This window comes from Rhizobium sp. NXC24, assembly GCF_002944315.1.
Lineage (GTDB): Bacteria > Pseudomonadota > Alphaproteobacteria > Rhizobiales > Rhizobiaceae > Rhizobium.
The window spans coordinates 1472315-1485968 of sequence record NZ_CP024314.1 but is presented as its reverse complement, the minus strand read 5'-3'; the positions used below and the strand labels follow the sequence as shown (position 1 = coordinate 1485968).

Genomic DNA, 13654 nt, shown 5'->3' with positions numbered 1-13654 from the left:
GGAGGCACTTATGTTGTTTCGACTTCTTCTCGCTGGCGCGCTAATTGCAGCGACAGTTGCGATTCAAGCCGTGTTTATGTCGGCCGGACTGAGCGTTTTTCGCCGGATGGAAGTAAGTCACCGGAATTTCCTGCTCCGCCAGCCTACATTCGTAACCGTGGTATGGATTGTTTACTTGATCATTCCAATTATACTCGACGTTTGTATTTGGGCGTTGTTCTATTACATGTCGTCAGCCCTTCCGAATTTTGAAGATGCCGCCTACTTCTCCACTGTTACGTTCACAACCGTGGGGTACGGCGACATAGTTCTCGGAAAGGAATGGCGGCAGATCGCCACTTTCGAGGCAATCAACGGCTGGATCATATTTGGATGGGCAACGGCTCTCATGATGGCCGTCATTCAACGGCTTTATTTTCGTCCCGATAGCCAGTCGCAGCAATGAGCCGTTTGTGCCGTACTATTTCCTTTTCCTTAAGACGGCGCGCCAGGGGGCAGAAGGAATAATGTGAGTCCGAAAATGGCATAGACGGCCAGCGCCATGACACCTGCGTACCATGCGCCGCGTCCGCCATTTGACAGTAGAGTGGCGGCGAGCGTCGCGACCAGCATCATCGTGACCGCGCCCCTCCAGAATTCAAGAGACATCGGCGCCGGGCCGAGGAAATAGCTGACGAGCACCAGGACCGGAGCGACGAAGAGAGCAATCTGGGCCGCGCTTCCTAACGCGATGCTGACGCTGAGGTCCAATCTATTTGCGCGCGCCGCGGAAAATGCGGTCGTCATTTCTGCCGCTGCCCCCACGAGGGCGACGACGATAAAGCCTACGAACGCAGGTGTCATGCCGAGATGAGTGGCGGCGATCTGGATGGAACCGACGAAGATTTCACTGATCACTGCGACGAATAGAGTAACGACAACCAGAATGATGATGCTTGCCGAAAGTGGCCACAGCTTCTCGCTTTCATGGCCCTCGCTGGCGCTCGCGAAAAGCTCGCGGTGCGTCCTCAGAGAGAAAAACATGCCTAGTGCGTAGACGGCAATGAGGAGGAGTGCCAGCCCCAGGCTTAGGTTTTGGACAGTAGAAGTGTCCGGTGCGCGATCCGCTTCACCCACCAGCGAGGGGACCAGAATGGCAATGGTAGCGAGGAAGAGAAGGCAGGCCTGAAAGCGCGCATTGACCCTGTTGAATTCCTGGACATGATGGCGGAGGCCGCCAAACAGAAAAGCGCCACCCAACATAAAGAGCGTATTGGTGACGATCGCACCGGCAAGTGAAGCTTTGACCAGCAGATATTGACCCGATTGCAACGCCGCAAGCGAGATCACGAGTTCCGTCAAATTTCCGAGAGTGGCGTTGAGCAGGCCACCAACAGCATCGCCAGTCTTGGCCGCGACAGCTTCCGTCGCCCGGCTCAACAGCGCCGCCAATGGCACGATCGCCACGATCGACATGAGAAACAGCAGCGTATGTGCTTCCGGCGTAACCTGCTCCAGAATGATGGCGACCGGCACGAAAACGACAAGTGCAAGAAGTGGCTGTTGGCTGACTTCGGTTTTAATGATTCCGCCGATAGTGAAGCCTGACGAAGCAATGGGGCTTCTTCCCTCAGAATCGCCCATGACCAACCCCCCAGGTTTTCGAAGCGCTCTGCAGCTAAATCTGCGATGGCTGATTTGATGTTTTCCATCGAGAGCGCGACTAGGTCTGCTATAACTTACCATAGGATCCCGGCTTGAGAAACAGGAGCCAGTCATGCGGCGCATCATCCTTCTTGTAGTCGTCGGCCTGGTCACCTCTTCATGCGATCAGACGGGCACCACCTCGTTGCAGCCAATACCGGGAAGCATCACCTATGGCGGCCAGCCGAGGATGAAGCTCACGAAATCTCCCATTGGAAGCCAGGTTCCGCACCTTGATGGATCGGATCGAGCCTGAATCGTTCGGGTTCTTTTGTCCGGCATTTGCATATGTATTCGTAGGGCGCTAGACCCTGGAGGGTCTTGAGACGTCGGCCGAAATTGTAGGCGGTGACGAAATCAGCTAGGTGTTGCTCGCCCGGCGGGTGCGCTGGCGTGATCTGCCGGAAGACCGCTTCGGCCCCTATCAGACGCTCAAGCGGCGCTACTATCGCTGGGTCGAACAAGGCATTTCGACAAGATTTTCGAAGCAGTCGCTGCCGATCCGGATATGGAGTGGCTGTCCATCGACGCCGCCGTGATCCGGGCACAAGCGCAAGCGGCAGGCGGGCGCGCCGCAAAAGGGGGAGTCCGCCAGCCCAGGCTCTCGGCCGTTCCCGCGGGGGATTTGGCAGCAGGATCCGTGCAGTAGTCGATGCGCTCGGTCTGCCGGTGCCCTTTCACCGGGACCCGGCCAGCGGAATGATATGGCTCCTGCCTGCGACCTTGTCAGGGGGCTGCCGGCCAAGCACGCGCTCGCCGACCGCGCCTATGGCGCCGACAGCCTGCATGGCAACATTCTCGACCAAGGTGGCCAACCGGTCATTCCATCGCGCCGTCATCGAAAATATTAGCGGGCCTACGACCGCATCGCCTACAAGGCCCGCTGGGGATTCGAGAGCTGCAAAGCTCAAGCAATGGCGGAGAATCGCAACGCGCTATGACAAAATCGCCGCCAACTTCATGGGATTCATCAAGATTGCCAGTATCATGCTCCGCTCAAATGATTAAATTGTCACAACGGCCTAGATCGTATTGTGGAAAATGGCGATGCCACCCCTTAAGAAAAAACGCCTTCGGACTTCAACCCCCATCCACCGCCGCATTTCCGCTAAACGCATTGGCCAACTTCGCCGTCAGTCGCCTCGCGGGCGACGCCGATGGTTTCGATGCTGCACTGGCAGCAGAAATGCTTCCGCCCCTGCGGGAGTCAAACATCGGCTGAGCGCTTATTCTGAACTGCGACAGCAATTGGAAAAGAGCCTCGGCTTCGGATGCCAGGCTGTGAGCGGCGGCTGTGGCCTGTTCGACCATGGCAGCGTTCTGCTGCGTGCCTTGGTCCATCGTGTTCACCGAGGTGTTGATTTCCTTGAGGCCCGTTGCCTGCTCCTTCGAGGCCTCAACGATAGCCCCCACGTTGCCGTCAACCTGTTGGACCTGAGCGACGATCTCTTCCAGTGCCTTGCCGGTTTCGCCGACCAGGGATACGCCGTTTCTGACATGGTCATTGGAGGTGTTGATCAGATCCTTGATCTCTTTTGCGGCCTTGGCGGAGCGCTGCGCTAGCTCACGCACTTCTTGGGCGACGACGGCGAAGCCTTTTCCGGCCTCGCCGGCGCGTGCGGCTTCAACCCCTGCATTCAATGCGAGGAGATTGGTCTGGAAGGCGATCTCGTCGATGACGCCGATGATATTGCCGATTTCGGTCGCAGAAGCTTCGATCTTGTCCATTGCTTCGACGGCACTGCGCACGACACGGCCTGAGTGCTCGGCACTCTCCTTTGTCTTGCGAACCAGGTGACCTGCTTCCTGCGCGCGGTTGCTGGAGCCTGACACGGTTATGGTGATCTCTTCCAGCGCTGCGGCGGTTTCTTCGACAGAGGCCGCCTGCTGTTCAGTCCTCTTGGCGAGATCGTCGGAGGCAGATCGAATTTCCTGTGCGCCCGATGCAATGGCGCTCGCATTCTCGGCGACCTTCTGCATCGCCAGTCGCAGTTTCTCCACGGCCTGATTGAAATCGACCCGCAATTGGTCGAGTGAAGGAATGAACGGGCCGGCGATCTGGCGTGTTAGGTCGCCATTCGCCAATCCCTGAAGGGCGTCCGCGAGCTGGTTCACCGCTGTATTGGTTTGTTCGGCAAGAGCTTCGCGTTCCGCCGCTTCCGTTTCCAGCCGTTTGCGCTCTTCACCAGCCCGCTTTGCATCCGCATCCGCGTCGCGTTCCGCTTTTGCCGAGATTGCGTCCCGGAGGGCCGCGACCGCGCGGGCCAGCATGCCGATCTCATCGCCGCGTTTTTCGAGCTTGCGATCGCCTTCCATATTGCCTTGTGCCATCGATACAAGCGAGGTCTGGAGCTTCGCCAGCGGTCCGACGATGGAGCGGGCGGTAAAGGCTGCCGCCACGCTTGCGAGCAAAATAGCAATCGCAAGTGCCGTGAGCGCGAGTGAGTTAAACCCTCCGGCGGCGCTTCGAACTTCGTTGCCGGTCGATTTGTTCAGGGCTTCCTGATAATCGATGAATTTGTTGATCGCCTTCAGCCAGGCGACGAATTGAGGCCTTGCCTGTTCCAGAAGGATCTTGCGGGCCGCTTCGCCATCGCCTTTTTCCTGACGGGCTATAATCTCGGCAACGAGCGGATTGGTCTTGGCCTGAACCGCCGCAATTTCATCGAGGATGGCTTTCTCCTCAGCCGTCGCACCGGCCGGTGAGGCAATCATATCCGCCATCTTCTTTTCATTGTCTGCATAGGTGGAGGCAAGTGTCTCGATAAGCTTGATCGCGACTTGCCGTTCTTCCGCAGATGTCACGAGGGTCACGTCCCTGATTGCAATTGCTCGGTCGTGAACACTGCCTCGGTAATTGATGGCAAAGCGCTGTTTCACGCTGTTGATGTCGTTGATGACGCCAAGGTTGCGGTCGATCGTTTTGACCTGTCCGATCGAGTAGAGCGTCAAACCGATCATCAGAATGAGCAGGAAGCCAAATCCCACCGCTAGACGCGCGACAATGCCGAATGTTTTCCAATTTACCATATGCAGGTCCCCACCCCAGATTTGGAATGCTGCTGCCAGCGCTAAGCATCTGCGGCCGGCAGGAGCGAGGGAAGGTTGCGTCGGTTAGGATCTGCTATCGATCCCTCATCCCGAAAGTTTTTCTGGGCGCCGGATCATTCGCCCGCACTACGATTCCCATCTAGGGTTATTTTTTATGCGGCAACATAGTTGATATTGTGTAAATCAGTTCAATAGAATTTCGCGGGGCGTGAATACAACCCCAAGCGATGAGCGTTTGACCTGAATTTTCTTGGAAATTTACTTATAGAAAGTAGAGGTATACAGCTCAATCGGCACCTTATGCCGATGTTTTAATTTCACTTATTTCGAAACGGTATGAGGTTGCTTTTTGGTGTGAATTCCGGTCCGGCAAGCAGCGACCGGATAGCTTCGTACGACCCGTCAGCGGGATTTTTACAGGAGCTGTCTCACAGCTATTGGGTCTTGGGCTACTCAAGCCTACGGCGGAACAGCCACGAGGCGGCGCTGAGGGTTACCGCTGCGATCACTAGGAGCGGCCATGTCTGATTGAGGACCTCGGTAGGCGGAATATTCTTGAGGAAGACGCCTTTGACGATGACTAGGAAATAGCGCAGCGGATTAATCACGGTCAGCGGTTGCAGCCAGTCGGGCATGTTCTCGATTGGCGTGGCGAAGCCTGAAAGCAGCATGGCCGGAACCAGAAAAAGGAAAGCGCCGAGGATTGCCTGCTGCTGAGTCGCCGAAAGCGCCGAAATCAAGAGACCGAGGCCCGCGACGGAAGCGAGATAGAAGAGGGAACTGCCGTAGAGCAGGAGAAGCGAGCCTCGCAACGGCACGCCGAAGATGAAGATCGCCGCAAGGATATAGATCGTCATGTGAAAGAGGCCGATCATCATCGGCGGGATGAACTTGCCGATCAGAATTTCATGGGTGCGCAAGGGGGACACCATGAGCTGGTCGAATGTGCCGAGTTCGCGCTCGCGTGCGATGGAAAGGGCGGTGACGATGAGGCCGATGAGCAGTGCGATGCTGGCAATCAGGTTCGGCACCATGAACCATTGAAAGATTAGGTTGGGATTGAACCAGTTGCGCGGCACGACGGCTACGGATCGCGCCGACGGGCGTGTTCCTGCCGGCGTGTCGGCCGAAAGGGTCGCCACGATCTGGTTGAGATAGCCGGCGACGATCTGCGAGGCGTTCGAACGTCGGCCGTCGAGAATGATCTGCAGGTCGGCTGGCCTGCCTGCCTCGATATTGCGCGAGAAATCCGGGCCGACGACGAGGGCGGCGGTGACGCGCTGTCGGTCGACCGCATCGCGCATTTCGGCGAGGTCTTGGACCGATGAGATGCTGCGGAAAGTCGGTGAGCCTTCGATGCGCTGGACAAGTTCCTGACCCCAGTGGCCGCTGTCGTGGTTCAGCAGCGCAATGTCGACGTTGCGTACCTCCAGGGTCGCCGCATAGGAAAAGACCAGAAGCTGTACGATCGGCGGCCCGATCAAGATCAAGCGGCTCTTTGGATCGCGCAGGACCGCCAGCAGCTCTTTTACGATGAGGGCCTCCAGCCTCGACCACCACATCTTACGCGATCCTCTTTTTTGTGCTGCGCGCAGCAAGCAGGAAGAAGACGCAGCCGATGGCAAACATGACGGCGATCGCCCGCAGGAACATCGGCCAGATGTCGCCGGCGAGAAAGACCGTCTGCAGGCTGGGAATGAGGTAACGGGCCGGCACGATGAAGGTGATCCACTGGATGACGGTCGGCATTGAATTGATCTCGAAAAGAAAACCGGAAAGTAGAAAGGCCGGCAGGAATGCGGAAATCAACGCAAGTTGCGAGGCGAGAAACTGGTTCTTGGTCGCAGCCGAGATCAACAGGCCCTGGCCCAGCGCCGGCATCAGGAAAACCGCCGACAAGGCATAGAGCGCGAGGACGGAGCCGCGGAACGGCACGCCGAAGAGGAAGACGGCGAGCAGGACACAGATCGTCATCGAGGTCAGGCCAAGCACGAAATAGGGCAGCAACTTGCCGGCGAGCAGCTCAGTAGCCGTCACCGGTGTCGCCATCATCGCTTCCATCGTGCCGCGTTCCCATTCGCGCGCGACCACCAGCGATGTCAGCAATGTCCCAACCAGCGTCATGACGATAGCAATGGAACCAGGCACGAGGAAGGAACGGCTGGTAAGCTCGGGGTTGAACCAGAAGCGTTGTTCGACGGTGATGGCTGGGCTGCCTCCCATCGTTTGCGCCTGTCGCTGTAGCTGCCAGTTGGCGACGGCGCCCTGCGCATAGTTTTGCACGAAATTGGCAGTGTTAGGATCGGAGCCGTCGACGATGACCTGAATCTGCGGGCGATTGCCCGCCATATAGGTCGCCGTGAAGTCCGCTGGTACGACGATGATGCCGCGGATGCGTGAAAGGACCAAGTCTTCCTCGAACTGTCGCCGATCATGACCGCTCACCACCGAAAAATAGCGGGATGCCCGAAAGCTTGCGGCGAGATCGCCGGTAAGCGGCGTTGTCTCCTCCATGACCACGCCGACCCGCGTCAACTTGGTGTCGAGCGAAACGCCATAGCCGAACAGGAAGAGCAGGATTATCGGAAGCACGAAAGCGATCAGGATACTGCTCGGATCGCGCATGACCTGGAAGCTCTCCTTGCGCACCAACGCAGCGAAGCGGCGGACGCGATCTCGCCGTGAGGAAGCAGTTACGGCTGGGGAATGGGACGTCATGCCGCCATCCTCTGCTCTGACGCCTGGACGAGGGCGATGAAGGCATCTTCCATGGTCGGATCGGGGTTTTCTGAATTGGCAACCCCGGCCTTCAATTCGTCAGGCGAGCCTAGCGCGATCGAGCGTCCGCGGTAGATCAGCGAAATGCGATCGCAATATTCGGCCTCGTCCATGAAGTGCGTGGTAACGAGGACTGTGACGCCTTTTTCGACGAGCGCATTGATATGGGTCCAGAATTCCCGCCGTGTGATCGGATCGACACCGGAGGTCGGCTCGTCGAGGAACAGCACCTCGGGTTCGTGCATCACCGCGCAGGCAAGGGCTAGCCTCTGCTTCAGGCCAAGCGGCAGGTCCTTGGCCGACATGGATAGCCGAGAGCGAAAATCGAAGATCGATGTCATGAGGTCGACCCGCTCGCGTTTGTGCGTGCCACGCAGCCCATAGACTCCGGCGAAGAATTGCAGGTTCTGCGAAACGCTGAGATCGCCGTAGAGCGAGAATTTCTGCGCCATGTAGCCGAGACGATTGCGTGCCTCCGCGGTGTCGCGACGCAAGTCGAAACCCGCAATCCGGCCTTCGCCGTTCGTCGGCTTCAACAGGCCACAGAGCATCTTGAACGTCGTGGATTTGCCGGCGCCGTTCGGGCCGAGCAGTCCGAAGATCTGACCGCGCGGGATGTCGAAGGTGATGTTGTCGGCCGCGGTGAAATCGCCGAAACGCTTGGTCAAGGCATGCGCCTCGATCACCGGTTTGTCGCCTTCGACGGCAAAGCTGCGCTGCGTCTCGGCCAGTTGCGAGCGTCCGCCGGGTCCGCCGCCAAGCATGTCGATGAATGCGTCCTCGAAACGCGGCTCTGCAGCCGTGACTTCGGCATCGCCGGCCGCCGAAAATCGGCTTTGTCTGTCCTTGACCGTAACAAGCCTTATTGCCTCTCCTTGAATGACGCCGTCGACCACGCCGTCTTCGTCAAGGAGTTTCGTCAGCATCTGGCGACGCCTGCCCACAATGCCGCTGATGCGAAAAACGCGGCCGGCGACCCGTGCGGTCAGTTCCTTCGGCTCGCCGGCAAAAAGCAGCTTGCCTTCGCTGAGCAGGAACACGCGATCGCAGGCCTCGGCTTCGTCGAGATAGGCGGTCGACCAGACAACGCCGACACCTTCTTCCGTCAGGTTTTCGACCATCTTCCAGAGATCGCGCCGCGAAATGGGATCGACGCCGACGCCGGGTTCGTCAAGCAGCAACAGCTTTGGTTTCTTAAGAAGCGCGCAGGCAAGGCCGAGCTTCTGCTTCATGCCGCCGGAAAGCTTGCCGGCGAGGCGCCCGGTAAAGCGCTTGAGGTCCGTAAAGGTAAGCAGCTCGTCGAAAGTTGCAGTTCTTTCCTGTCTCGGAAGCCCGCGCAGATCGGCATAGAGATCGAGATTTTCCTGAACCGACAGGTCCTCGTAGAGGCCGAAGCGCTGTGGCATATAGCCGATCCCCGCTTGGATCGCAGCGGCATCATTGCGCGTGTCGAAGCCAAGAACCTGCACCGTGCCACTTTCCGGCAGCATGAGCCCCGTCATCAGGCGGATAAGCGTCGTCTTGCCGGCGCCATCCGGGCCGACGAGGCCGGTTATCTCGCCGCCGCGGACCGCGCCGGTAATGGCATCAAGCGCCGGTTTTGCCGCGTCAAACCGTTTTGTGACCTCATCGAGCCGGACAAGGTCGCCGCTACCGCCGCTGTCGACCGCCTTGCTCATTTTTCCGCCGTTTGCAATGTCGGGAAGTGAAGGGTTACCGGCATGCCCTGGCGCAGGTCGGATCCGGGCTTGTCGATGGTGACCCGCAGCCGATAGACGAGATCCGTGCGCAATTCGGGCGTCTCTACGGATTTCGGCGTAAACTCGGCAACAGGCGAAATGAATCCGATCGTGCCATCATAAGCTTCGTCCGGCTTCGTGTCGGAGGTCACTTTGACTTTCATGCTGGGGTGAATCCGGCCGAGATCCGGCTCGGCGACATAGCCGCGGACCCAGACAGGCTCGGTCAGCGATAGCACGAAGACTGGATCGGTGGGCGCGACGATCGCCCCTGGCTCCTGCACACGCGAGAGGATCACACCGTCATTCGGTGCACGCAACTCGGTATCGCCGAGCGATGTGCGTGCCGTCGCGAGCGTAGCTTCGGCTGCTTTTAGCTGCGCATCCGCGGCGGCGATATCTTCGGCGCGGCTTCCCTCTTCCAGTAACTTCAGCGCCTGATTGGCCGAATCCACCCGTGCTGCCGCCATCGCCCGCGCTGCCGTCGCTTGATCCAGGGTGGCTTCGGATATGTTTCCGGAGGGCCGCAACTGCTTGGCGCGATCATAGGCCAGATTGGCGTTTTCCAAATCGGCAAGCTGTTCTTGATAAGAGGCGCGCGCCTGCGCGATTTCAGTCGGCCGCGCCCCGGCCTTGAGCTTGTCGAGCGTGGCGCGCAATGCTGCAGCATTGGCCTCCGTCGAGCGGACGGCATAGTCATAGGGCTCCGCGTCGAGCCGGGCGAGCACCGTGCCGCGTTTTACGACGTCGCCCTCATCGACAAGAGCCTCACTCAGCTTGCCATTGACGCGAAATGCAAGCGAAACCTGGCGAATGTCGACATTGCCGTAGAGTACGAACTCCTTTTGCTCCTGCCATTTCCAGCCGAGTTTTGCCGGCGCGTCCGACCACCACGCGGCTGCGCCCGCGGCTATGACGACTACGACGGCAATCGGAATGATCCTGTTCACGACATTTCTCCTTTCGCCGGCCCGAGGGCGGCGACAAGCCTGCGCGCATGCTGCTGCAATCTGACGATCTCCTTCTCGCCGATCGCATCCCATTCCATCTGAGCGAGCACGGCCGCATTGGCCATTCTGAAAACCATGAGACTGCCAACGAAAGACAGACAACGGAGGCGCACATTTTCCGATGCGGGATCATCGGCGATGACCGCCCCGATCAGTCGTCGCCCAAGGGCAATCATCGGTCCCATGATACCGGAATAGACCCGTTCGAATGCCGCGGTCGGTTCCATCTGCTCGCGAATGATGAAACGCGCCCACGCTTCGGATTTCTTGCTGACGAACAGGACGACCATCGTCTCGACGATCTCGTTCAGAAAGAGCCGCGCCTGGGCTTCGCCGAGCGGCATACCCGTTCTGTCGAGTGCTGCGATTTGCTCGGCAATTCGTTGCCGCATGCCGCCGACATGCTGACTGATCATGTCGGCGAGATATTCCGCAGTGGCGATATACAGCCCTTCCTTGCTCCCGAAATAATAGGGGATCGCCTGAAGGTTCACGCCAGCCGCGTTGGTGATCTTGCGCGTCGAGGCACCGTCGAAGCCGTATCGACCGAAGACATCGAGGGCATTTTCAAGCAGTTTCTCACGCGTGATGTCGCTGCGCGCAGCCTCGGATTTTGTATCTTTCCTTTGCCTCATATTCCCATAATGAACCAATTTTGAAATAAGTCAATCGATTGACTGAATTTGCCGCAAGCTTCTTGGCTCGGCTGTTTTCGGTTCGCAGCACCAGCAGTCTCCATGTTGAGTCGGATCGTTGCTACGCAGTGGGTCTGTCGGCAGACCCGTTGCGCATGCCCATGAGTCCAAAGGCAGAAATATTGGATTAGCAATTGCAGAAATGGACGCTGCGGCAAATTTCGGGATGCGTGGCTAACGACACGTCCCGGTTAATCTTTTAGAAAATAAGCATAATCGCAGTGCAGTTAAGACAGAAATGCAGGACAAATCTACAACTAGTCAACCTTCAGGGGGACGTCTCATGGAACCTAACCGACCCACAACAATACAGATCAGCGCCCCTCAACATGCCGCGAATAATCCATATCGCGTCATCGAGCGCGAAGAGGTGCTTGCCGAAGCATTCCGCGAATTCGTGCTGACGGCAGTCGCTGCAGGTTGGAAGGAATCGGAGGTCGCTTTGACCTTGGCCGATATCGCAGATGACTACGTTATGGCGCTCGCTCGAAGAGTTGCAGCAAATTAGTATTGAGTTCCATCTGCGTTCGTCTGTGGTATCCGCAAGATGGCTGCTAACAACTCTTCATCCAGCCGGCCGGCAAGTCGATTAAGATGAGATGGCTTGCCGGCCGTGCACATGGCGCAGTAAAAATCGGATTCCGTCGCGTCATCATCCATCGAGTTCGCAGGAAAAGCCCTGCGCACTTGCCGATAAGGTAAACTCCGCCGAGCGCGAAAATCGACATTTCCGTAGTGACGGTCGCCCATACCTGCTAACCTTTGCTGATGGCCACCAAAGGTGATTTATCCCGCTCTCCGATTGCGATCCCTGAGAGTTTTTGGCACGTCGCCTACAATGCCGATCACTACCCGGGCGCTCCTGGGATAATGGGTGTAGACGGTGGGGCGAACTGTCAACAATATGCCTACTCGATCCTCAGGCATCTCGGGTTCAGCATCCCAGATTTTCGATCAAGTGACCTGTGGGCCGATCAAGTATTCACACGCGTTTCGCCTGTGATGGTGCCTCTCGGGCTGATACTTGTTCACGGCAAGCCATCAAGCTTTGGAGCGCATGTCGGCCTTTGCCTCGGGGAAGGGCTGATCCTTCACCTTTCTCGCCGCATCGGTGTGCCCGCCATCGAAACACTCGAAGAGCTGCGGGATCGGGACGAATACCGCTATCTGATCGGAATCAAGGTTCCGTTTGACCGACGGCAGGGAGCCTGATTTCCTGCGCTGAAGCGAAGAACTATGCGGATGAAGCCATTGTACGACCTTCAATTTGATCAAATTGTCGAACGTCTTCCGGCTGATTTCGATGTCTTGCGCGGCGACGCCGCTTCCGAAGGCCGGCGATTTATTGAACGACTGCATGATGAATGGCAAAGCGGCGAGCAGCGCTTCAATCAGGCACACGAGGTTCTACTGGCCGTCAGGGTAGACCGCGACTTGGCGGGAGTTGGAGGCATGACGGTCGATCCTGATTTGCCATCCGCCATGCGCATGCGGCGCTTCTTCATACGTCCGGCTTATCGTCGTTGTGGCCTGGGACGCCAACTGGCAGCGGCGATCCTGAACCGGACAATCCCGAAGGGCACTATTGTTACGGTGAATGCGGACAATGCCGACGCGGTCGCGTTTTGGGAGGCTCTGGGTTTTCAAAGCGGCCCCAGGCTTGGCCACTCCCATTGGCTCGCCTGGGAGCGTTAGTCTGATGAGCTGAGCTAAGTCAGCAAGGCTTGGATTATGATCGCCACAAAGAACGCGAGGATAACGGCTGCAGCCATCACGGTGACTTGGCGATTGGCTCGTTGAAGGACGCGAGATTGTCGCCCCTGTTTCATGCGAAGGCGACGCCCTCGGACAGGGGTCGTATTCGAACGGATCTGCTCTTTTTTCCCGGACATATCTGCCTCCCTGCAGATGCGAGCTGTTTGAATATAGCAGCCGACATTGAGGGGGACAAAGTTTCGCGCCCTCAGCCGGAAGAACGGTGCCAGCTTATCGCGCCCCGGCCGAGGAGGGGGTATTTTTCCATCTACTTGTGTTTGCCGCCACCGTGTCCTTTTCCAGAGGAGGCGCTAGATCGATCGCCTGTGATGGTTGCGTCCGCCGGTGCAGAATTGTCCTCTATCAATGAGTTCGCTTGATATCCCTGCACGTTTGCTTTCTGGAGGCCAGGATTACCTTCGACGGCTGCGCAGCTATAGGAGGTGGAAACGCCGTGCCTGATGAGAGTGTCGCTGCCGGCGCCATTGTGGACGAAGACCATGTCGTGTCCGACGAGTCGCGCCGTCTTCTTGGTGAGTTTCTCCTTCTTCATTTGGAAGAAAGTGCCGTCGACTTCAATGATTTGCTTCTGCCACATCACGCGAACATGTGGGTTTCCATTGCATTCCTGAAAGGCATAGGCAGTGTCGCACGCGAAGCCAACAAGAAGAAGTAAGGTCGCTAAGAGGCGCATTTTTGATCCCTCCGTACTTTTTTACTTGCAAGGCAATATTTTATGCTTGGCATTGATTAAATTATGAAGCCAATACGCGGTAAAGTAGCCTACGGTGATTAGTCCATAGAGGCTCCATAAGGACTGCTGTACAAGGGCTAAGGCGTTGGGTTCAGACGCTTCGTTTGCGCGGAAGTTGTCGACGAATTGAAAGCGAAACTGGGCGCTATCGACCCTCCTCGCAGGATCTGTCTAATACGAAGAAATTTG

General features: G+C 57.6%; 13 protein-coding genes and 1 pseudogene. 6 read left to right on the top strand and 8 right to left on the bottom strand.

Features of this window, described 5'->3' with window-relative positions; all coding sequences use genetic code 11:
* Window positions 1-10: 10 nt before the first annotated feature.
* A complete protein-coding gene (locus NXC24_RS31075) occupies window positions 11-445 on the top strand; it encodes a potassium channel family protein (protein WP_104827151.1) in 435 nt (144 codons plus the stop codon).
* Between the two features lie 29 nt (window positions 446-474).
* On the opposite strand, the gene cax is transcribed toward NXC24_RS31075, so the two are convergent.
* On the bottom strand, window positions 475-1623 hold the full coding sequence (gene cax / locus NXC24_RS31070) for a calcium/proton exchanger (RefSeq protein ID WP_104827150.1): 1149 nt from the start codon (window positions 1621-1623) through the stop codon (window positions 475-477).
* 133 nt (window positions 1624-1756) lie between these two features.
* Between cax and NXC24_RS31065 the strand changes: the two genes are divergently transcribed.
* Window positions 1757-1939, top strand: coding sequence for a hypothetical protein (locus NXC24_RS31065; protein ID WP_104827149.1), 183 nt, complete (start codon window positions 1757-1759; stop codon window positions 1937-1939).
* Window positions 1940-2048: 109 nt separating this feature from the next.
* Window positions 2049-2691, top strand: a pseudogene (locus NXC24_RS31060) (IS5 family transposase); the annotation flags it as partial.
* A gap of 72 nt (window positions 2692-2763) precedes the next feature.
* Here the strand turns inward: NXC24_RS31060 and NXC24_RS31055 are convergent.
* The 6 genes from NXC24_RS31055 to NXC24_RS31030 all read right to left on the bottom strand — a co-directional run bounded on the left by NXC24_RS31055 (window position 2764) and on the right by NXC24_RS31030 (window position 10896).
* Complete coding sequence (locus NXC24_RS31055; protein WP_104827148.1) at window positions 2764-4713, bottom strand: methyl-accepting chemotaxis protein; 1950 nt, start codon at window positions 4711-4713, stop codon at window positions 2764-2766.
* A gap of 470 nt (window positions 4714-5183) precedes the next feature.
* Window positions 5184-6296, bottom strand: a complete 1113-nt coding sequence (locus tag NXC24_RS31050; protein ID WP_104827147.1) for an ABC transporter permease — start codon at window positions 6294-6296, stop codon at window positions 5184-5186.
* A gap of 1 nt (window position 6297) precedes the next feature.
* Window positions 6298-7452: an ABC transporter permease gene (locus NXC24_RS31045; RefSeq protein ID WP_104827146.1), complete on the bottom strand. Its 1155-nt coding sequence runs from the start codon at window positions 7450-7452 to the stop codon at window positions 6298-6300.
* The gene (locus NXC24_RS31040) at window positions 7449-9191 is read right to left on the bottom strand and encodes an ATP-binding cassette domain-containing protein (protein WP_104827145.1); all 1743 of its coding nucleotides are present in this window, start codon (window positions 9189-9191) and stop codon (window positions 7449-7451) included. The genes NXC24_RS31045 and NXC24_RS31040 overlap by 4 nt, the downstream gene beginning before the upstream one ends.
* The gene (gene hlyD, locus NXC24_RS31035) at window positions 9188-10201 is read right to left on the bottom strand and encodes a secretion protein HlyD (protein WP_104827144.1); all 1014 of its coding nucleotides are present in this window, start codon (window positions 10199-10201) and stop codon (window positions 9188-9190) included. The genes NXC24_RS31040 and hlyD overlap by 4 nt, the downstream gene beginning before the upstream one ends.
* A complete protein-coding gene (locus tag NXC24_RS31030; RefSeq protein ID WP_104827143.1) occupies window positions 10198-10896 on the bottom strand; it encodes a CerR family C-terminal domain-containing protein in 699 nt (232 codons plus the stop codon). Before NXC24_RS31030 ends, hlyD begins: the two co-directional genes overlap by 4 nt.
* A gap of 343 nt (window positions 10897-11239) precedes the next feature.
* Here NXC24_RS31030 and NXC24_RS31025 point away from each other — a divergent pair, with 343 nt between their 5' ends.
* From NXC24_RS31025 to NXC24_RS31015, 3 genes are all read left to right on the top strand, one after another.
* The gene (locus NXC24_RS31025; protein WP_104827142.1) at window positions 11240-11464 is read left to right on the top strand and encodes a hypothetical protein; all 225 of its coding nucleotides are present in this window, start codon (window positions 11240-11242) and stop codon (window positions 11462-11464) included.
* A gap of 260 nt (window positions 11465-11724) precedes the next feature.
* Window positions 11725-12168, top strand: a complete 444-nt coding sequence (locus NXC24_RS31020) for a hypothetical protein (RefSeq protein ID WP_104827141.1) — start codon at window positions 11725-11727, stop codon at window positions 12166-12168.
* Window positions 12169-12207: 39 nt separating this feature from the next.
* Window positions 12208-12651 carry a GNAT family N-acetyltransferase gene (locus tag NXC24_RS31015; protein ID WP_158704591.1) on the top strand — a complete coding sequence of 148 codons (444 nt, stop codon included), beginning with the start codon at window positions 12208-12210 and terminating at the stop codon, window positions 12649-12651.
* 328 nt (window positions 12652-12979) lie between these two features.
* Here the strand turns inward: NXC24_RS31015 and NXC24_RS35345 are convergent, their stop codons facing one another.
* Window positions 12980-13405, bottom strand: coding sequence for a hypothetical protein (locus NXC24_RS35345; protein WP_158704590.1), 426 nt, complete (start codon window positions 13403-13405; stop codon window positions 12980-12982).
* Window positions 13406-13654 lie beyond the last annotated feature (249 nt).

Excerpts from the sequence above, each read along its gene's own strand:
- NXC24_RS31075 (WP_104827151.1), top strand. The coding sequence starts at position 11 with ATGTTGTTTCGACTTCTTCTCGCTGGCGCGCTAATTGCAGCGACAGTT.
- cax (WP_104827150.1), bottom strand. The coding sequence starts at position 1,623 with ATGGGCGATTCTGAGGGAAGAAGCCCCATTGCTTCGTCAGGCTTCACT.
- NXC24_RS31065 (WP_104827149.1), top strand. The coding sequence starts at position 1,757 with ATGCGGCGCATCATCCTTCTTGTAGTCGTCGGCCTGGTCACCTCTTCA.
- NXC24_RS31055 (WP_104827148.1), bottom strand. The coding sequence starts at position 4,713 with ATGGTAAATTGGAAAACATTCGGCATTGTCGCGCGTCTAGCGGTGGGA.
- NXC24_RS31050 (WP_104827147.1), bottom strand. The coding sequence starts at position 6,296 with ATGTGGTGGTCGAGGCTGGAGGCCCTCATCGTAAAAGAGCTGCTGGCG.
- NXC24_RS31045 (WP_104827146.1), bottom strand. The coding sequence starts at position 7,452 with ATGACGTCCCATTCCCCAGCCGTAACTGCTTCCTCACGGCGAGATCGC.
- NXC24_RS31040 (WP_104827145.1), bottom strand. The coding sequence starts at position 9,191 with ATGAGCAAGGCGGTCGACAGCGGCGGTAGCGGCGACCTTGTCCGGCTC.
- NXC24_RS31030 (WP_104827143.1), bottom strand. The coding sequence starts at position 10,896 with ATGAGGCAAAGGAAAGATACAAAATCCGAGGCTGCGCGCAGCGACATC.
- NXC24_RS31025 (WP_104827142.1), top strand. The coding sequence starts at position 11,240 with ATGGAACCTAACCGACCCACAACAATACAGATCAGCGCCCCTCAACAT.
- NXC24_RS31020 (WP_104827141.1), top strand. The coding sequence starts at position 11,725 with ATGGCCACCAAAGGTGATTTATCCCGCTCTCCGATTGCGATCCCTGAG.
- NXC24_RS35345 (WP_158704590.1), bottom strand. The coding sequence starts at position 13,405 with ATGCGCCTCTTAGCGACCTTACTTCTTCTTGTTGGCTTCGCGTGCGAC.